Here is a 17497-nt window from a genome sequence, read left to right as displayed (position 1 = left end):
GCCACCTATTTCGGCTACACTGGCTGTCACTTTCCCTTTCAGACGCCTGATGATCGAAAAGAATCTGCCCGAGCTGGTCTTGCTGAAGCGCCTCATCGACGAGGGCGGCAGCCACCTGGAAGTGGCCGCGCCCTGCAGCATCGCCATGGATGGGCGCGAGTTTCCCGTGTACTCCATCGCGCTGGGCAATCCGAGCCCCGACGTGCCCGTGCTGGGCTTTTTCGGCGGCATCCACGGCCTCGAGCGCATCGGCACGCAAGTCATCCTGTCATTCCTGGAAAGCCTGGTCGCGCGCCTGCGCTGGGATGCCACCCTGCACCAGCAGCTGGAAACCATGCGCCTCGTGTTCATGCCGCTGGTCAACCCGGGCGGCATGTGGCAAGCCACGCGCTGCAATCCGCGCGGCGTGGACCTGATGCGCAACGCGCCCCTGAGCGCGCGCGAAAAAGTGCCGTTCATGCTGGGCGGACAGCGCTACAGCGCCCGCCTGCCCTGGTACCGGGGCGCGGCCGGGGGGCCGATGGAGCTGGAAAGCGCCGCCGTGTGCGACCTCGTCGAGCGCGAACTGCTGTCGCGCCAGTTCAGCATCGCCCTCGATTGCCACTCCGGCTTCGGCTTGCGCGACCGCATCTGGTTTCCCCATGCGCACACCAAGGTGCCCATCGAACACCTGGCCGAAATCGGCGCGCTGGAAGAGCTGTTCAGCCAGAGCTACCCCAACCACAACTATGTGTTCGAGCCGCAAAGCCGGCAATACCGCACGCATGGCGACCTGTGGGATTATCTGTACCTGAACGGCACCAGCTACAGCGGGCGCGTGTTCCTGCCGCTGACCCTGGAAATGGGGTCGTGGCTGTGGGTCAAGAAAAACCCGCGCCAGCTGTTCAACCGGGTCAGCATGTTCAACCCCACGGCCGCGCACCGCCTGCAGCGCGTGCTGCGGCGGCACCTGGTGTGGTTCGATTTCCTCATGCGCGCCGCCAGCAGCCACGGCCGCTGGATGCCGGAAGGCTTGCTGCGCAAGGCACAGCGCCGGCGCGCCCTGGCGCAATGGTATGAATCATGACGCAGATCAACACGCACGATAACTGGGTCCTGTTGCGCGGCCTGATGCGCGAACAGCGCCACTGGGGCAGCTTCCCCGCCACCTTCGCGCGCGCCCTGCCCGGCGCCAGCATCGTCACGCCCGACCTGCCCGGCAACGGCACGCGCCATGCGCAGGACAGCGCCACCCGCGTGGCCGACATGGTGGAAGACTGCCGCCGGGAGTTGCAGGCGCGGGGCATCCCGGCGCCCTACCACTTGCTGGCCCTGTCCCTGGGCGGCATGGTGGCCGTCGAATGGGCCAGCCGCTATCCGCAGGAAATCGCCCGCTGCGTGCTCATCAACACCAGCATGCGGCCGTTCAATCCCTTCCATCAACGCCTGCGCTGGCAAAACTACGGCGCCCTGCTGCGCCAGCTGCTGCTGGGCGATGCCGCCAGCCAGGAAGCATTGATCTTGCGCCTGACGAGCCGCCGGCATGCTGGCGGCACTCCCGCGCTGGTGGCCGACTGGTTGACTTATCAGCAGGAATACCCGGTGAGCCGCCGCAACGCCCTGCGCCAGCTGCTGTCGGCCGCCCGCTACCGCGCGCCCCTCGTCCGCCCGACCATGCCCGTGCTGGTGATGGCCGGCGCGCAAGACCGGCTGGTCGACCACCGCTGTTCGCAGCGCCTGGCCCGCGCCTGGCAAGCCGATTGCCTGATCCACGGCGACGCCGGGCACGACTTGCCGCTCGACGAGGGGGAATGGCTGGCGCAATCGGTGGCGCGCTGGCTCGGGGTGGCAGCGGCAGGCGATGAGCAGACCAATACGGCACAATCATCATGCCGATAGCCTATCGCACGGAGCAACTGACGGCGCTGGCAAAAGCCGGCGTGCAGGAACGGATTTTCCCAGGCGCGGCCTGGGCCGTCGGCACCATCGACCATGGCGTGGCGGGCGCGGCCGGGCGGCTCACGCCGGAGCCCGCCAGCGCCGCCATGCAGGTCGACACCCTGTTCGATATCGCTTCGCTGACCAAGATCGTCAGCGTCTGGTCGCTGATCGGCAGGCTGATTGGCCAGCAACGCCTGCGCCTGGACGACCGGCTGGCCGACCTGCTGCCCGGCACGGCGGGCTACGCGCTGGCGCCCATCACGATTTTCCAGCTGCTCACGCATACGGCCGGCTTGCCGCTGCGCGCCCGCCTGCGCGCCAGCTATGGCGAGGTGTACGACGATATCGTGCGCGGCGTGCTGCGCGAGCCGCTGGAAGGCACGCCGGGCCAGGCTGTCGAATACACGGACCGCGCCGCCCTGATCCTCGGCTTTGTCATCGAGCGCCTGCTGGGCCAGCCACTGGAACAGGCGCTTGCAGAGCATGTGCTGCAGCCGCTGGGCATGGCCGCCACGGGTTACGGCCCGCTCGCGCCACGCCACGGCCAGCTAATCGCGCCGACCGAGTATTGCGAACAGGCGGGCGCCCACCTTGCCGGCGTGGTGCATGATTTCTCGGCCCGCCTGCTGGGCGGCGTGTGCGGCATCTCCGGGCTGTTTTCCAATGTGCCCGACTTGCAGCGCTTCCTGCGGGCAATGCTGGCGTCAGGCCTGCATGGCGCAGGCCAGGTGTTTGACGCCGGCTGGGTGCACGCTTCACTGACGCTGCAGACGGGCGACTTGCGGCCGTCGCGCGGCCTGTTCTGGCATCCGGCGGCAGGCACCGGGCCGCAAGACGACGTCTGGTGCCACCAGGGGTTCACCGGCACGGCCATGTGGCTCAGCCCCCGGCGCGGCCGCTATGCCGTGCTGCTGACGAACAAGCTGTATTACACGCGCGATTCCGCCCGGGTCAACGCGCTGCGGGGCGACTTCATGCGCTGCGCATTCGGCCTCTGAGGTTTACAGGCGCAAGCTCACCGCGACGGCCAGCAGCAGCGCGCCGGCCGCCGCCAATAATGCACCGTTGAAATTGTGCGACTGCGCATACAAGCTGCCGGCCAGCACGGGGCCGATAATCTGTCCGATGCCATATACCACCGTCATGATGGCCATCATGCTGGCGCCCGCCTTGACGGCTGCCCGCTGCGCAGCCGGCATGGCAATGGTCACCGTGCCGACGAACGTGCCGCCGACGAGGATGGCGCTGAGCAAATAGCCGGCGGCCGAGGGCGCCAGCACGGGCAAGGCCACGCCCAGCGCCTGCAGCAGCAAGTTCAGCCGCAGCGCCTGGCGCGTGCCCAGGCGCTCGTGCAGCCGGTGCCACAGGAAACACGAAGGCGCCGCGCCCAGGCCGAACACGGCCCACACGTGGGCGGAATTGAGATTGGCCAAGGCCACGCCCACCAGCACGGGCAGATAGGTGGCCGTGACGATGTAACCGAGTCCCGCCAGTCCATAGATCAGCACCAGCGGCCAGGGCGCCACGGGCGCCAGCGCCGGCGCGGCGGATGCAGGCGGCGCATCCGGGGTCGCCTGGCCGCTCACGGCAAGCGCGGGCGAGGCCGCCAGCCCCGCCAGCGCCGTGACGCCGGCCAGCAGCAGCCACATGCCGGCGCTGCGCCAGCCCAGGTGCGATGCCAGCACCAGCAATTCGGCCGAGACGGCAATGCCGGCGCCCACGCCCGCATACAGCAGCGGCGCGCCGCGCGCCTGCCCGCGCTGCACCAGCAGCCACAGCGAGGCCGCCACCATGGCCAGCGCACTGAAGACGCCCGCCACGCCGCGCACCGTCACGATGAGCCAGACGGGCATCGGCCAGGCCAGCACGCCCAGGCACAGGGCCGTGCCGGCCACCGACCATAAACACAGCCGGTGCGCGCCATTCGCCCGCGCGCGCATGGCCAGGATGGCGCCCAGCAAGTAACCGGCATAGTTCGCCGAGGCGGCCAGGCTGCCGTCGCGCAAGGTCAAGACGCCTTCCTCGAGCATGTGCGGATAGATGGCCGTGAAGGCGAAGCGGCCGAAGCCCATGCCGATGGCGAGGATGACGGCCGCAGCGATGGCCGCGCGCAGCCCGGCCGCCCCGCTCACGCCGACTCGCCGAGCTGCGCCAGCAAGTGCTGGAACGCGGGTACGTCGAATCCCGCGCGCCACACCAGCACGGTGTCAATTTGCCCTGCGGAAATAGTCGCCAGGGTGGCCGGCGCGCCGGACAGCGCCAGCACGCTGGCAGGCAGCAAGGTCACGCAGGCGCCGGCCGCCACGCAGGCAATCATGCAGTGATACGAACTCATTTCCTGCACCCGCCACTGCGTACTGCCGGCCACGCCCAGCACCTCTTCCGCGATGCCGCGGTAGGTGCAGCCCTGCGGAAACGCCGCCAGCGAGCGCGTGCGCACATCCATGGCGCGGCGCGCCTGCGCTTCGCTGGCCGGCAGCAGCAGGCACAGTTCCTCGCGCCACACGGCCTTCGATGCCAGGCCCAGCTCCGCCAGGGCGGCGGCGCCGCCGAATGCTGGCGGCAAGGCCACGAAAGCGCAGTCGAGCAAGCCCGTGCGCACTTGCTCGATCAGGGGCCGCGACGGCCCCGTGCCCAGCGCCAGGCGCGTCGCCGGATAGCGCGCGTGATACGCGGCCAGCAAGGCCGGCAAGCGGCTGGCCGCCGTGCTTTCCATGCTGCCGACACGCAAGGTGCCGCCCTCGCGCCCGCCCGTGACGACATGCCGCGCTTCGTCCGCCAGCGCCAGCAGGCGCTGCGCATACTCGAGAAAGCGCTCGCCCGCCGCCGTCAGGGCCATGCGTTTATTGGTGCGCACGAACAGTTCCGCGCCGATATCGGCTTCCAGCTGCTGGATGCGCGTGGTGACGCTGGACGGCGCGCGGCCCAGCCGCGCTGCGGCCTGGGTGACGCTCAGTTCACTGGCGACCGAGCAAAAAATCCGCAATGATTCCGAATCCATCGTATTCTCTTTTTGAAAATGATTATGCTATTATATTCTTAAAATACGAATTAAATGCAGCATCCTCAACCTCATGAAGGAATCATCATGACGTCAATCCAGCGTTTCCTCGACCGTCTCGGCTTGCAATTGCCCATCATCCAAGCGCCGATGGCGGGCGTTTCCACACCGCGCCTGGCCGCCGCCGTCTCGAACGCGGGCGGCCTCGGTTCGATGGGAATCGGCGCCGGCACCGTGGCGCAGGCGCGCCAGATGATCGCCGACACGCGCGCGCTGACGGACAAGCCCTTCAATATCAATGTGTTCTGCCATGCGCCGGCCGTCAGGGATGCGCGGCGCGAAGCGGCTTGGCTGGCCCATCTGGCGCCCCTGTTTGCGGAGCTGGGCGCGGCCGCGCCAGAGGCGCTCGACGAGATCTATAAAACGTTCATCGGCGACGAGGCGGCGTTTGCCCTGTTGCTGGAACAGCGTCCCGCCGTCGTCAGCTTCCATTTCGGCTTGCCGACGCAGCAGCAGATCGCCGCCCTGCGCCAGGCCGGCATCTATACGATGGCCACGGCCACCAATGTGCGCGAGGCAGCACTGATCGAACAGGCGGGCGTCGACGCCATCGTGGCGCAAGGCGTGGAAGCGGGCGGGCATCGCGGCGTCTTCGACCCGCAAGCGCCGGACGAACGCCACAGCACCACCGTGCTGCTGCGCCTGCTGGCGGGCCGCACCGCCCTCCCCCTCATCGCCGCCGGCGGCATCATGGATGGACAAGGCATCCGCGCCGCGCTGGACCTGGGCGCCGTGGCCGCGCAGCTGGGCACGGCATTCGTGCTGTGCCCGGAATCGTCGGCCAATGCGGGCTACCGGGCCAACCTGAGAAGCGAACGGGCGGCCAGCACCCGGCTGACCAGCGTGCTGTCGGGCCGCCTGGCGCGCGGCATGGTGAACCGCTTCATCGAACATGGCGAAGCGCCGGGCAGCCCGCCGCCGGCCGACTATCCCGTCGCCTACGATGCCGCCAAGCAATTGAACGCGCTAGCCAGCCAGCATGGCGACAGCGAATTCGCCGCCCAGTGGGCCGGCCAGGGCGCCCCGCTGGCGCGGGAAATGGGGGCGGAGGAATTGGTGGCCACCCTGGCGCGGGAAATGGCGGCCTGACTTTTCCGGGGCCATCTGCCTCACGCCGGCTGCTGCTGCGTGGTGCAGTGGATGCCGCCGCCACCAGCCGCGATGGCGTCGATGTTCAACTGCACGATGTCGCGCCCGGGGAATTGCTCGCGCAGGATGGCCTTGGTGTTACGGTCGGCTGCCGCATCGCCAAATTCCGGGCACAGCACGGCGCCGTTGCAGACATAGAAATTGATGTAGCCGGCGGCGAAATCCTTGTTTTCATAGCGCGGACGGACTGAACCAGGTCCGGGCAAGACCACCACCTGCAGCGCACGGCCGCGCGCATCCATGGCCTTGCGCAGGATGTCGAGGTGGCGCTGGGTGACGGCCCGTTCGGGCGACGCCGGGTCGCTGTCGAAGCCGGCCGCGACGACGCCGGGGGCGCAGAAGCGGGCATAGAAATCCGTGTGGCCATCGGTGATGTCCTGGCCCGCGATGCCGGGCAGCCAGATGACTTTCTCGATGCCCAGCAGCCGGCGCAATTCGCGTTCGCATGCTGCCTTGCCGACGCCGGGATTGCGGTTGGCGTTCAGCACGCAGCTTTCCGTGATGATGGCCGTGCCCTGGCCATCGACTTCGATGCCGCCCCCTTCCAGCACCAGGCTGCTTTCCAGCACGGCCACGCCGGCGCGTCCGGCCACGAAAGGGGCCACCCGCGCATCGTCGTCATAGTCCTGCTTTTCGCCCCAGCCATTGAAATTGAAATTCACGCCGGCCAGCGCCCCGCCCGCCTTCCTGACGAAGACGGGGCCCGTGTCGCGCATCCACAGGTCGTCGATGGGCTGCACCAGCAGCTTGACCTTGTTGCCGCACAGGCGAGCCGCCACGTCGTAGTCTTCCTCGTTGACGAGCATGTGCACGGGTTCGACGCTGGCGATCGCTTGCGCGATGCGCGCCAGGTCCGCCTGCGCGCCCGCCTTCAGGCGCTTGCCCCACACGTCGTCATTCGCGCCGAAAGCCATCCACGTCGCGGCGTGGCGCTCACCTTCGTCGGGCATGCGCCAGCCGGCACCGGCCGCCAGGGCGGACATGGCCGGCAAACCGGCCGCGGCGCTGGCCGCCAGGCCCATGGCACCGTTCAGAAAATGTCGTCGTTGCATGCTGTTCTCCTGTGCGGCGCGTTTACGCCGGTTCCTGTTGCGTGGTGCAATGGATGCCGCCGCCACCGGCCGCGATGGGGTCGATATTGATCTGGATCACGGCGCGTCCCGGATACAGCTGCGCATACTGCGCCTTGGCGCTGGCGTCCGCTTGCGCATCGCCGAATTCTGGCAGGAAAATGGCGCTGCTGGTGGCATAGTAATTGATGTAGCCGGCGGCGAAGGTGTTCGGGTTGTTTCCAGGCCGAATTTTTTCGGGGCCATCGATGACGACGATCTGCAGCGGCCGGTTATCGGCATCCGTGGCGCCGCGCAGTATCTCCAGGTGGCGCCGGGTCAGCGCGTAATCGTACGATGCCGTGTCCATCTCGCGGTGCGCCGCCACCACGCCGGGGCGCACGAAGCGGGCGTAGAAGTCCGTGTGGGCATCCGTGATGTCCTGGTTCTTGATGCCTGGCAGCCAGATCACCTTGCGGATGCCCAGCAGCCGCCCCAATTCCGCTTCGCAGTCGGCCTTGCTCCAGCCCGGATTGCGGTTACTGTTGAGCACGCAGCTTTCCGTGATGATGGCCGTGCCCTTGCCATCGACTTCCAGCGCCCCGCCTTCCAGCACCAGGCGCGTGGCCAGCAGCGGCACCCTGGCCTGGGCCGCGACCACGTCGGCCACCTGGCCATCCTTGCCGGACTGCTGCTTGTTGCCCCAGCCATTGAAGTTGAACTTCACGCCGGCCCGCTCGCCATTCGGCTTGCGCACGAAGACGGGCCCCGTGTCGCGCATCCACAAATCATCCATCTCGGCGGAAATCAGGTTCACGCGGGCGTCGAGCAACTGCCGCGCACTGGCCAGCTCGGCAGGACGCACCAGCATGTTGACGGGTTCGTAGGCGGCAATCGCGTTGGCGATGCGCACCAGCGCCAGCTGCACTTGCGGCACTTGCGCGCGCGTCCAGACGGCGTTCGAGGCGCCATACGCCATCCACGTGGCCTTGTGGGCTTCGGCCTCGTCGGGCATGCGCCAGCCGTCGGCCTGGTTGACGCCACCGCCGCTGATGATGGGCGGCACTGGCGCCACCGGGCCCGTTTCCGGCGTGCCGCCGCCGCAGCCGGCCAGCATGCCGCCCATGGCCAGCGCGCTGCCGCCCAGCATGCAATGGCGCAAGAAATATCGACGTGTGTTCATATCCATCCTTGATTAGTTAGTCAGAGTGCCGCGCAGTCGATGCGTTGGCATGGACGGCATTGTGGAGCGATCAAGATATGAAAACAAATGATATGATTTACGTAAATTGATTAGGTTTTCTCATATGTCAGAACATCGCATTCCCTCGCTGAAGTTATTGATGGGCTTTGAAGCGGCCGCCCGCCACGGTAATTTCTCGCGCGCGGCCGACGAGCTGCACGTGACGCAGTCGGCCATCAGCCATCAGGTGCAATTGCTGGAAGAACAAGTCAAGCAGCCGCTGTTCCGCCGCGCGGGACGGGGCGTGGAACTGACGGTGGCAGGCGAAGTGCTGCTGCGCAGCGTGCAGCGCTCGATGACCGTGCTGCGCAGCGGCCTGGGGCGCATCGCCACCTATCTCGATCCGGGATTGGTCGTGCTGGTGTGTCCGGCGCCCCTGCTGCACGGCTGGCTGCAGCCCCGGCTGCGGGCACTGGAAGCGCAGCTGCCCGAGCTGTGTCTGCTTTTGTCGGTCGATGAAAGCGCCCGCTTCGTCGATGAAATCGACGTCGATATCGCCATCGGCGACCGTCCCATCCTGCAGCCGGACTTGCAGGAAATCCCCCTGCTGCGCGATGAATGGGTGATGGTCGCCAACAGCGAGCTGGCGGCGCGGCTGGCCGGCGTGCCGCAGGATGCGCATCACCTGCACGCGGATCTGGTTTGCCTGGAAGAAAGCTTGACGGGCGACACTACGGCGCCATTGTTCCTGGGGCCGCTGGCGCGCTTTCGCAAGCGGGCCATCTACGACGATGCGCGCCTCTTGCTGGACGCTACGCTCGACGGGCGCGGCATCGCCTGCCTGCCGCGCCTGCTGGTCGATGCCAGCCTGGCGCGCGGCCTGCTGCACGTGTTGCCCACTTATCCCAGGGTGCCCGGCGCCACGTGGTGGCTATCGGGCGTGGCGGAACACCCGCGTTCGCCCATCGTCGGGCAAGTATTCGACTGGCTGCGCGCGCAAGGCGCGGCGCAGGGGCAATGATCAGGGCCGCGGCACGCGCGCATAGTCGATGCCGCTGGCCCAGCGGTTTTCCCAGTGCGCCAGGTACGATTGCGCCAGGCGCTCGCTGTGCCACACGACAAGCACATTTTCGCTGTTGGCGGTGGCTGCATCGGCCGTGTAATTGAAGCTGCCGTTCTGCACGGTCACGCCATCGACAACGATGTACTTGTCGTGATGCAAGGCATAGCGGGAAATCAGGCGCGTGGGAATGCCCGCGCCGACGAGCCGGTCCAGCGCGGCCCGGCTGTTCTTGCGCGCGTTGCGCCGCGTATCGGCCAGCACCCGGACATCCACGCCCCGTTGCCGCGCCCGCAGCAGGGCCTCGACCACATGGGGCGAGCTGAACGAATAAGCGGCCAGCCGGATCGTCGACGCCGCGCTATCGATGACCTTGAGCACCAGCGCCTCCGCCCCGCCATCGGGGGAAAACGCGTTCTCGATGGTCACCACGGGCGCGGTGTCGGCGGCAAGCGCCGCTGGCGAAACGCCGTTAGCCAGGCACAGCGCAACGGCAAGTACGAGATTCTTCATCGCTGGCATTTCCCTGTTTCAATAATCGGGGGTGGACGAACAAAAAATGTGGACACAGCCTGCAGGCAGACTCGTCGCTTGGGCGAGCGTCCGCTGTCGCCCCGAAGCAGACATAGATCTGACGCATTCGACATATACCACCGCAGCCGATTAAGCGTCGTGATAAACAACGCCGTATGTGTCGAACATAGCTCCAGCTAGCTCGACCATGCTTAAGCCGCTGCGCTCCCAAAAAAACAGAAAGTATTCCAACTTGTCGTAAGGTGCTTCAGCGTCCATGCCGTGCAGCGCACAAATCGTGGTTCTGATACGCAACACCTCAGGGTCATCCGACATATCACGTCCTCGGATGGTCTCCCAAAGCCTCACCCGGACAGCTATGGCCTCGCTATCCGTTGCCGCGCCCTCAAGATATCGTTTAGCAGCCAAAACAGAAGACTGCGCGGTAACGGGTAGACATTCGATCACCCGAGCCAGGGCGTTAACCATAAAGCGTTGAGCATCACCGTGCTCTACCGGATCATCCAGATCAACGGTGGATGAAATAACATCAAAAGGATCACGGTGAGACATGCTGACTTTCTGAGTAAAGCTTTATTGGTCAATTGCCGACTGTCCGCTTCTGGCCGATTTCAGCCAACCACTCCACCTTCAAAACGAACCGGAACCCCACGACGTCGTGCATCACTGCTACGTCTCTCTACATACTCTGGGAGCCTGGCACACCGCAGCAGTTCATTTTTTCGACTTCTGACCATTTGAATACACCAGCACACCTTGCTCGTTGAACTGCTGGGTACTCAGCAGCACGCCCTTATCACTGTAAACCTGAAGAATGCTTACCTTACCGTTGAGATGGTAACTATTTTGCACACCCACGGGCTGGCCATCGCGCCATTGCCCTCGGGACTCCAGCTTGCCATCACTAAAATAGGTAGTTGCTACGCCGTGTTGGCGGCCATGCTCATCTAGCTCTACCTGCGATTTGATATTGCCATCTCGATCATAATAGCGGTAACCGCCAACCATCTTGCCAGAAACAAAATCGGCTGCATTGGTCTGTCCGGAGATTCGTACCAGATCGCTCTTGATGGTATCGAAAATCTCCACCTTCCAAGTGCCGGGCAACGCTGCTTTTGGTAAGGGCAGCACCAGCACATAAGGCGAGCGATGCTTGACCTGCGGCATCAGCTGTTCGTCCAGGTAGAGGCGCGCCTTGCCGTCGGGACAGGAGTCCGGGCCACAGTCGGTCATCATGCGCGCAAACGGAATGGCCTCATCGCCGGCTTTCCCGACAGGGCAGCCAAACAAGGTCACGACCATTGCTGTCTTGTCACGGATGCGCTCGGCGAGTGCGGGTCTGAGGCTCGCATACTCATCTTTGTTTTCCAGCATCCCCTCTTTTATGCGCAGCTGATTGCCGCCGCAGGCCGTAGATTCCGCCACGGTCAGCACATCGGCGCCTTTGCTATCTTTCTCGTTAGAAATAGCCGTAAACACGTGTCGCTGAATAATATCGGCCTGCGCCACTACTGGCCACAACAGCATCGCACCTAGCGCCACGCATATCATTTTCTGATGTTTTTTCAAGTACATCTCTAATCAAGTGCATCTGTAATATTAGCTGGGTTAGCGGAAAAGTGCTTTCCCATGGCCGCTTGTGGCTGCTGTCATTGGCAGCTTCCGCCCCATTGTGCCGCTCGAAATCACATTCAACGTCAAAGTGATCGCCGCGCTTCAGCGCGTCAAATGCGCCATGGTGTTATCCATTTGCTTCAACTTTGCTTCGATCTGATCCAAAGCATGTAGCTTTTCTTCGCGATGAGACCAGTCCCCCGCGGCCAGCGCCTGGGCTCTTTGCTGCCCGATAGCGTCCAATGCCAGTTGTCGCGCCTGTTGGTTGCATGCCGCCCTTAACTTTATATCCGCAAATGCGAGAGCAATCGACGCTTCGCAGCGCACGTCATCGTCCATGGCGTGTATGTTGGCGTATCCCCACTGCTTTGCCAGTTTCTCGAGGAATCGAATTGGCGTGACATCCTTGTGCGTCTTGTGCCAATCGCGATAGCTCTCCAGAAGATCAGCGCCAGTATCATTGCCGTTCGGCGAGAAATCATCCGTGCAATTCCAAAAAAATGGATCATCCAATATCTCGCGTGCCTTGGGATGAAAGTCTTCCCAGTCGATTCCCAACTGCTCCCAGGCCGACATTCCATCACGCTTGGCTTGTGCCGCTGCCTCCAGCCCGGATGCAAGGAGTTGCAGAGCTTCCTCGGAATCCGGGACGCGTTTCCTGGCAGCTTCACAGTGGTCCAGAAATTTCTCCAAGCTAAAATCATCAGTGCGCTTCAATCGCTTGCTCAATAGCCCTAATGCATGGATGACTTCATCAACACCTGCTTTAAAAAGTGGCAAGGACAATGTTGAAGAATGCGTCCAGTCCCGGCCTTCCATCAAATCGCTGGCGATGGCGATCTCGACCTTGCCCTTTGCTCTTCGATAAGTGACCTTGGGTAGCGTTGCGCGGAAATTATTGTGCGCCTCCAACAGAGATTCCAGCGTCTTCTTTGCCGGACCAGAGTCCCTGAAGTGAAGCGTGACCGCAATTTCCTGAATCGCGGCGCCAAAACTGCCGCTGCCCGCCAGAAGAAAATCCCCGATCGGAGACAACGTTGTGTGACCGCCGTAGCAATTATAGGAATTTGCGACTACATGGAAATCCATTGAATACTGCCTTTCATCCGAAATTTCAATTGTTCTGAATGTCGATATATATTGCTTGTTCACCTCAAGCCAGCCATGCCGTGGCTACGACAGCCGGTGCCGGAAGGTCGGTTCGATGTTGCGCGCATGCAGCCAGCGCACGATGTCTTCCAGGGTGGCGTCCTGCAACAGCAAGCCTGGCGCGGTGGCGGAAGATGCAACAGGCGATGCGGCCACGGGAACAGGCGCTGGCGAAGACTCCGAAAGGCCCGCATGTCCCTGCAATTTCGCCAGCGCCTGCGCGAACTGGGCTGGGTTGATGCTGCGCAAGCTTTCCAGGAAGCCCAGCTGGGCGGCGGGCGGCGGCGGCATGTCCAGGCCAGGTTCGTCGACGAAGGCGGCGCCCATGCTGGGGTGGATGAAGGCGGCCCACTTGCCCGACGGCTGCAGGCTTGGCGGCAGCGCCACCTGTTCCACGTCGGCGGGCGGCGCGGCGGCGAGGATGTCGGTCGAGGCAGGCAAAAAGGTCGAGCGCAGCAGTTGCACGAACTGGCGCGCCTGGGCGACGGGCACGGGCGTGGCCAAGGATAACCACAGCTGGAACGCCGTGCCGGAAATGCTGACGGCGGGCGCGGGCAAGTCCAGCTCGTGCTGCACGGCATTGGCGATCGCGCACAGTGCGCTCCAATGCGCCTCGCCGCCGCCCTTGCCGCCAAACTCCAGCACCAGCGCGCGCGTCAGGCCGCTCCCGGTCACGAGTCGCACCGCTACCGTCTGCTCGCCCGACAGATGGCGCGCCAGCACGGCCGGCGTCAACGGCTGCACGCCGCCCTCGCCATCGACATAGTGCTGCTGTTCATCGAACAGGTACAGGCGGGTGAGTTCGGAAATCAGTTTATGCATGGACGGCCTCGTAATGACGTTGAGCAACACTTGTCAACGTGCCCAGATTATAGCCTCCCAAGCCTTGGCGCACCCGCACGTCCGACGCCAAACACGAGCCAGCTGGCCACGGCGAACAGGCAGGCGGCCACGCCGCCGTACAGCATCACGGCGCCGAAGCCTTGTGCCAGCGCAAGCTTCGCCACGCCGGCCGGCAGCGCACCGCCCTTGCCTGCCGACACTGCCTCCGCCAACGCCCGCAATGCCGCCCCGTCAATCTCGGCAGGCACATGCCGGCGCAAGGCGGACTGGATGGCTGCGACGAGCATAAAACCCATCAGCGCGATATTGATCGACAGGCTGACCATGCGCGCACTGATGTCGATGCTGGACGCCATGCCGGCCCGCTCGCCCGGCACGGCGCCCGTCGTCGTGTTGGTGACGGGCGTGTTGGTCAGCCCCAGGCCCGCGCCCGCCAGCAGGCAGCCGGGCAAGATCGTCAGCCAGCTGGCGGCCTCCGCGCGGCTGCCCCAGCACATCAGCAGCAAGCCCGTGCCGATGGCCAGCAAGCCGGCGGGAATCACCGCATCGGCCCGGTAGCGCAGGGCCAGCCGCTCGGCCAGCGGCGGCACGAGCAAGGTGGGCAAGGTGTAGGCCAGCAAGGTCAGGCCCGTGTCCAGGCTGCTGTAGCCGAGGCCATGCTGCACGTACAGGGGCAAATAGATCATGAGCGGCCAGAAACTGCAATTCATGCCCGCCGAACCGAGCAGCGCGCCCGAGAAGCGGCGGATGCGAAATACGGAAAAGTCGATCATCGGTTCCGCCTGACGCTTCTCGATCACGACAAACAGCATCAGGCTAACCAGCGCCACGGCCAGGCTGGCCAGCGTACGGGGATCACTGAAACCCAGCGCCGGCCCCTGCGTGAGGCACCACGCCAGGCTGAACACGGCCAGCGACAGCGTGGCGATGCCGGCCACGTCCAGCTTGCGCCGCTGCGGGTCGCGCGATTCGCTCACGCCCAGCGCCGCCAGCAGCAGGGCCGCCAGCGCCAGCGGGCCGTGCACGAGAAATACCCACTGCCAATTCGACAGCGCGACGATGGCGGCGCCGATGATGGGGCCGAAGCCCAGGCCCAGGCCAAACACGATGCCCCAGGCGCCGAACGCCCTGCCCCGCGCCGCGCCGGCCGGGAACTGCTGCGACAGCACGGCCACCTGGCAAATCAGCATGGCGCCGCCGGCCATGCCTTGCAGCGCGCGCGCCGCGATCAGCACGCCCGTGCCGCCGGCCCAGCCGCAGGCCAGCGAACTGAGGCCGAACAGCGCCAGGCTGGCCAGCAGCAGGCGCTTGCGGCCATAGCGGTCGGCCAGGGTGCCCGTGGCCATCAGCACGGTGGTGCACGCCAGGGTGTAGGCGTTCATGATCCACTGCAAGTCCTTGAAGTCGCCATGCAGCACGGTTTCCAGGGCGGGCAGGATGACGGGCACGCTGGAAATTTCCAGGCCGAACATGAGCGAGGCCAGGCACACGGCGGCCAGGGTCAGTGCGTTTTGTTGCGAAGTAGTCGGTAGCATCGAAGCCTTGATGTCGGTAGTCATGGTGGGACGCGTGGTGCCGGGGCACCGGGAGCCCGCATTCTAGAAAACCCCGACTCATGAGGGAAATGATAAAATTTCGTACAATTCATTCATTTTCATCATGAATCACGGGAGCGTCACGCCATGGACTTCGATACCGCCCTGCTGCGCGCCTTTGTCGCCGTACAGGACACGGGCGGCTTTACGCGCGCCGCCGAACGGCTGCACCTGAGCCAGTCCGCCATCAGCCACCAGATCCGCCGCCTGGAAGAGCAAGCGGGCACGGAGCTGCTGGTGCGCACGACGCGCAGCCTGCGCCTGACGGAAGATGGCGAGGATTTCCTGCGCCACGCGCGGCAGGTGCTGGCGGCCCAGGAAGCGCTGTCGCGCCGCTTCCAGCGCTCCTCACTTGCCGGCGCCGTGCGCTTCGGCGTGCCGGAAAATTTCATGGGCGCGCGCCTGCCGGCCCTGCTGGCGCAATTTGCCCACCTGTTTCCCGCCGTACGCCTCGATGTGACGGTCGGCACCTATCTTGACTTGCAAAAACTGGTCGCCGCCGATGCGCTGGACCTGGCCGTCGTCATGGCCCTGGCGGACGGGCAAGATGAAGCGGCCGTGCTGCGCCGCACGCGCTTCGTCTGGGCTGCGGCGCAGGATTTCCGGCACGACGGCGCGCTGCCGCTGCCGCTGGCGTTTTCACCGGCGCCCTGCATGCACCGGCAAGTGGGCGTCGACGCCCTCGAGGGCGCCGGCATCGACTGGCGCGTGGCGTTCACCTCGCCCAGCCAGCAGGGCTTGCGCGCCGCCGTGCTGGCGGGCCTGGCCGTCACGGCCCTGCCGCAAGGCGACCTGGAGCCCGGCATGGTGGTCATCGATGGCCGGCATGGCTTGCCCGCCCTGCCCGCCGCCCGGTTCCAGCTGCTGTGGCGCGCCGCCGGCGCCACGGCGGCGGCCGAAGCGTTCGGACAGTTGCTGCGCGAGTGGTCAGCCGCCGCGGCGGCTTGACAGCACCAGCAGCAAGGCCAGCGCCAGCATGACGCTCGCGCCGCCCAGGGCCACCGTCACGCGGTGCGCCAGCAGCGGCACGCCAACGAGCTGGTGCGCGCCAAAGGCCGAGATCGCCACCAGCGCCGCCAGCCCCAGCGAACTGCCCAGCTGGTGCGCCACGCTGACGACGCCCGAGGCGGCGCCCGCATCCTGCGCCGGCACGCCGGCCACGCCGGCCGCCGTCAGGGGACTCAAGGCCATGCCCTGCCCCGCGCCGATCAGCACCATGGGCAGGGCCACGCCCAGCCAGTAGGCCGTGCCAGCGTCGACACGGCTCAGCCAGGCCATGCCCAGCAGGGTCAAGCCCAGTCCCATCGCCAGCAAGCGCGCATTGCCGAGCCGGCGCGTCAAGCGCGGCACGCACAGGGCCACGCCGAAGTTGACCAGGGTCATGGGCAGGAAAGCGAGGCCCGTCAGCGAGGGCGGATAACCGAGCACCACTTGCAGCAATTGCGTGGTGAAGAAGAAAAACCCGATCATGGCGCCCATGAACAATACCCTGGCCCCGTACGCGGCATTGCGCTGCCGATCGGCAAACAGGCGCAGCGGCAGGATGGGCTGCGCGGTGCGCCGTTCGATCAGGATGAAAGCGGCCAGCAACAGCACGCCCGCCGCCAGCGCAGCTTGCGTCAAGGCATCCCCCCAGCCGGCGCCGGCCGAGCGGATCAAGCCGTACACGAGGGCCGACATGCCGAGGGTGGAACTGGCCGCGCCGGCCACGTCGAAGCGGCCCCGGATGGTTTCACTGTCGGCGATATAGCGGCGCGCGGCCACCAGCATGGCGGCGCCGATGGGCAGGTTGATGAAGAAGCCCACGCGCCACGACAGCCACTCGGCCAGCACGCCGCCCAGCACCAGGCCCACGCTGGCGGCGATGCCTGCCACCGCGCTGTACAGGGCGATGGCCCGCGTGCGTTCGCGTCCCTCCGCAAACGTGGTTTGCAGCAAGGCCAGGGTCGATGGCGCCAGGATGGCCGCGCCCACGCCCTGGACGGCGCGCGCGGCGATCAGCATGGCTGGCGAGCGCGCCAGGCCGATGGCCAGCGATGCCAGCGTGAACAGCGCCAGGCCCAGCTGCAGCAGGCGGCGCCGGCCAAGCACGTCGCCGGCGCGCGCGGCCAGCAGCAGCAAGCCGCCAAACGTCAGCGTGTAGGCGCTTTGCACCCAGGCCAGGTCCGTATCCGTAAAGCCCAGTTCCTGGTGGATGTTCGGCAAGCCCGTCAGCACGATGGACGTGTCGAGCACGATCATCACGTAACTGACGAGAATGATGGCGAGGATGGCCGCCTTGGGCGGCGCGGCAGAGGGAGTAGCAACTGGCGGATTGTTCATGCCATCACTGTAAGCCGT

Annotated in this window: 17 protein-coding genes; 6 read left to right on the top strand and 11 right to left on the bottom strand. The window is 65.6% G+C overall.

The window, feature by feature from the left end; genetic code table 11:
• Window positions 1-49: 49 nt before the first annotated feature.
• The 3 genes from O3299_RS05195 to O3299_RS05185 are packed head-to-tail and all read left to right on the top strand — an operon-like array spanning window position 50 to window position 2918.
• A complete protein-coding gene (locus O3299_RS05195; protein ID WP_305061659.1) occupies window positions 50-1066 on the top strand; it encodes a M14 family zinc carboxypeptidase in 1017 nt (338 codons plus the stop codon).
• Window positions 1063-1878 (top strand): alpha/beta fold hydrolase, encoded by an 816-nt coding sequence (locus O3299_RS05190; RefSeq protein ID WP_305061658.1) that lies wholly within the window; start codon window positions 1063-1065, stop codon window positions 1876-1878. The genes O3299_RS05195 and O3299_RS05190 overlap by 4 nt, the downstream gene beginning before the upstream one ends.
• Entirely contained in the window at window positions 1869-2918 is a 1050-nt protein-coding gene (locus O3299_RS05185; RefSeq protein WP_305061657.1) for a serine hydrolase, read from the top strand. Before O3299_RS05190 ends, O3299_RS05185 begins: the two co-directional genes overlap by 10 nt.
• A gap of 3 nt (window positions 2919-2921) precedes the next feature.
• Here the strand turns inward: O3299_RS05185 and O3299_RS05180 are convergent, their stop codons facing one another.
• The gene (locus tag O3299_RS05180) at window positions 2922-4052 is read right to left on the bottom strand and encodes a YbfB/YjiJ family MFS transporter (protein WP_305061656.1); all 1131 of its coding nucleotides are present in this window, start codon (window positions 4050-4052) and stop codon (window positions 2922-2924) included.
• Window positions 4049-4921, bottom strand: coding sequence for a LysR substrate-binding domain-containing protein (locus tag O3299_RS05175; protein ID WP_305061655.1), 873 nt, complete (start codon window positions 4919-4921; stop codon window positions 4049-4051). Before O3299_RS05175 ends, O3299_RS05180 begins: the two co-directional genes overlap by 4 nt.
• 87 nt (window positions 4922-5008) lie before the next feature.
• Between O3299_RS05175 and O3299_RS05170 the strand changes: the two genes are divergently transcribed.
• Entirely contained in the window at window positions 5009-6070 is a 1062-nt protein-coding gene (locus O3299_RS05170) for a nitronate monooxygenase family protein (protein WP_305061654.1), read from the top strand.
• A 20-nt stretch (window positions 6071-6090) separates the two neighbouring features.
• On the opposite strand, the gene O3299_RS05165 is transcribed toward O3299_RS05170, so the two are convergent.
• The gene (locus O3299_RS05165) at window positions 6091-7182 is read right to left on the bottom strand and encodes an agmatine/peptidylarginine deiminase (RefSeq protein ID WP_305061653.1); all 1092 of its coding nucleotides are present in this window, start codon (window positions 7180-7182) and stop codon (window positions 6091-6093) included.
• A gap of 22 nt (window positions 7183-7204) precedes the next feature.
• Window positions 7205-8362 (bottom strand): agmatine/peptidylarginine deiminase, encoded by a 1158-nt coding sequence (locus O3299_RS05160; protein ID WP_305061652.1) that lies wholly within the window; start codon window positions 8360-8362, stop codon window positions 7205-7207.
• A 124-nt stretch (window positions 8363-8486) separates the two neighbouring features.
• Here O3299_RS05160 and O3299_RS05155 point away from each other — a divergent pair, with 124 nt between their 5' ends.
• A complete protein-coding gene (locus O3299_RS05155; RefSeq protein WP_305061651.1) occupies window positions 8487-9383 on the top strand; it encodes a LysR family transcriptional regulator in 897 nt (298 codons plus the stop codon).
• Here the strand turns inward: O3299_RS05155 and O3299_RS05150 are convergent, their stop codons facing one another.
• The 6 genes from O3299_RS05150 to O3299_RS05125 all read right to left on the bottom strand — a co-directional run bounded on the left by O3299_RS05150 (window position 9384) and on the right by O3299_RS05125 (window position 15121).
• Entirely contained in the window at window positions 9384-9935 is a 552-nt protein-coding gene (locus O3299_RS05150; protein ID WP_305061650.1) for a phospholipase D family protein, read from the bottom strand.
• 150 nt (window positions 9936-10085) lie between these two features.
• On the bottom strand, window positions 10086-10508 hold the full coding sequence (locus O3299_RS05145) for a hypothetical protein (RefSeq protein ID WP_099667459.1): 423 nt from the start codon (window positions 10506-10508) through the stop codon (window positions 10086-10088).
• A 162-nt stretch (window positions 10509-10670) separates the two neighbouring features.
• Entirely contained in the window at window positions 10671-11525 is an 855-nt protein-coding gene (locus O3299_RS05140; protein WP_305061649.1) for a toxin-antitoxin system YwqK family antitoxin, read from the bottom strand.
• Window positions 11526-11672: 147 nt separating this feature from the next.
• On the bottom strand, window positions 11673-12722 hold the full coding sequence (locus O3299_RS05135; protein WP_305061648.1) for a hypothetical protein: 1050 nt from the start codon (window positions 12720-12722) through the stop codon (window positions 11673-11675).
• A gap of 21 nt (window positions 12723-12743) precedes the next feature.
• Complete coding sequence (locus O3299_RS05130) at window positions 12744-13541, bottom strand: hypothetical protein (protein WP_305061647.1); 798 nt, start codon at window positions 13539-13541, stop codon at window positions 12744-12746.
• A gap of 47 nt (window positions 13542-13588) precedes the next feature.
• Window positions 13589-15121, bottom strand: coding sequence for an MFS transporter (locus O3299_RS05125; protein WP_305061646.1), 1533 nt, complete (start codon window positions 15119-15121; stop codon window positions 13589-13591).
• Window positions 15122-15244: 123 nt separating this feature from the next.
• Here O3299_RS05125 and O3299_RS05120 point away from each other — a divergent pair, with 123 nt between their 5' ends.
• Window positions 15245-16105, top strand: a complete 861-nt coding sequence (locus O3299_RS05120; RefSeq protein WP_305061645.1) for a LysR substrate-binding domain-containing protein — start codon at window positions 15245-15247, stop codon at window positions 16103-16105.
• Here O3299_RS05120 and O3299_RS05115 read toward each other — a convergent pair.
• Window positions 16085-17479, bottom strand: a complete 1395-nt coding sequence (locus tag O3299_RS05115) for an MFS transporter (protein WP_305061644.1) — start codon at window positions 17477-17479, stop codon at window positions 16085-16087. The genes O3299_RS05120 and O3299_RS05115 overlap by 21 nt on opposite strands.
• Window positions 17480-17497: the final 18 nt, after the last annotated feature.

The organism is Janthinobacterium sp. SUN176, assembly GCF_030587335.1.
GTDB lineage: Bacteria > Pseudomonadota > Gammaproteobacteria > Burkholderiales > Burkholderiaceae_D > Janthinobacterium > Janthinobacterium kumbetense.
Note: the sequence above shows the minus strand (reverse complement) of the source record. Positions and strands in the feature narration are given on the sequence as shown.

Excerpts from the sequence above, each read along its gene's own strand:
- O3299_RS05145 (WP_099667459.1), bottom strand. The coding sequence starts at position 10,508 with ATGTCTCACCGTGATCCTTTTGATGTTATTTCATCCACCGTTGATCTG.
- O3299_RS05150 (WP_305061650.1), bottom strand. The coding sequence starts at position 9,935 with ATGAAGAATCTCGTACTTGCCGTTGCGCTGTGCCTGGCTAACGGCGTT.
- O3299_RS05120 (WP_305061645.1), top strand. The coding sequence starts at position 15,245 with ATGGACTTCGATACCGCCCTGCTGCGCGCCTTTGTCGCCGTACAGGAC.
- O3299_RS05115 (WP_305061644.1), bottom strand. The coding sequence starts at position 17,479 with ATGAACAATCCGCCAGTTGCTACTCCCTCTGCCGCGCCGCCCAAGGCG.
- O3299_RS05175 (WP_305061655.1), bottom strand. The coding sequence starts at position 4,921 with ATGGATTCGGAATCATTGCGGATTTTTTGCTCGGTCGCCAGTGAACTG.
- O3299_RS05170 (WP_305061654.1), top strand. The coding sequence starts at position 5,009 with ATGACGTCAATCCAGCGTTTCCTCGACCGTCTCGGCTTGCAATTGCCC.
- O3299_RS05160 (WP_305061652.1), bottom strand. The coding sequence starts at position 8,362 with ATGAACACACGTCGATATTTCTTGCGCCATTGCATGCTGGGCGGCAGC.
- O3299_RS05130 (WP_305061647.1), bottom strand. The coding sequence starts at position 13,541 with ATGCATAAACTGATTTCCGAACTCACCCGCCTGTACCTGTTCGATGAA.
- O3299_RS05190 (WP_305061658.1), top strand. The coding sequence starts at position 1,063 with ATGACGCAGATCAACACGCACGATAACTGGGTCCTGTTGCGCGGCCTG.
- O3299_RS05195 (WP_305061659.1), top strand. The coding sequence starts at position 50 with ATGATCGAAAAGAATCTGCCCGAGCTGGTCTTGCTGAAGCGCCTCATC.
- O3299_RS05185 (WP_305061657.1), top strand. The coding sequence starts at position 1,869 with ATGCCGATAGCCTATCGCACGGAGCAACTGACGGCGCTGGCAAAAGCC.
- O3299_RS05125 (WP_305061646.1), bottom strand. The coding sequence starts at position 15,121 with ATGACTACCGACATCAAGGCTTCGATGCTACCGACTACTTCGCAACAA.
- O3299_RS05155 (WP_305061651.1), top strand. The coding sequence starts at position 8,487 with ATGTCAGAACATCGCATTCCCTCGCTGAAGTTATTGATGGGCTTTGAA.
- O3299_RS05165 (WP_305061653.1), bottom strand. The coding sequence starts at position 7,182 with ATGCAACGACGACATTTTCTGAACGGTGCCATGGGCCTGGCGGCCAGC.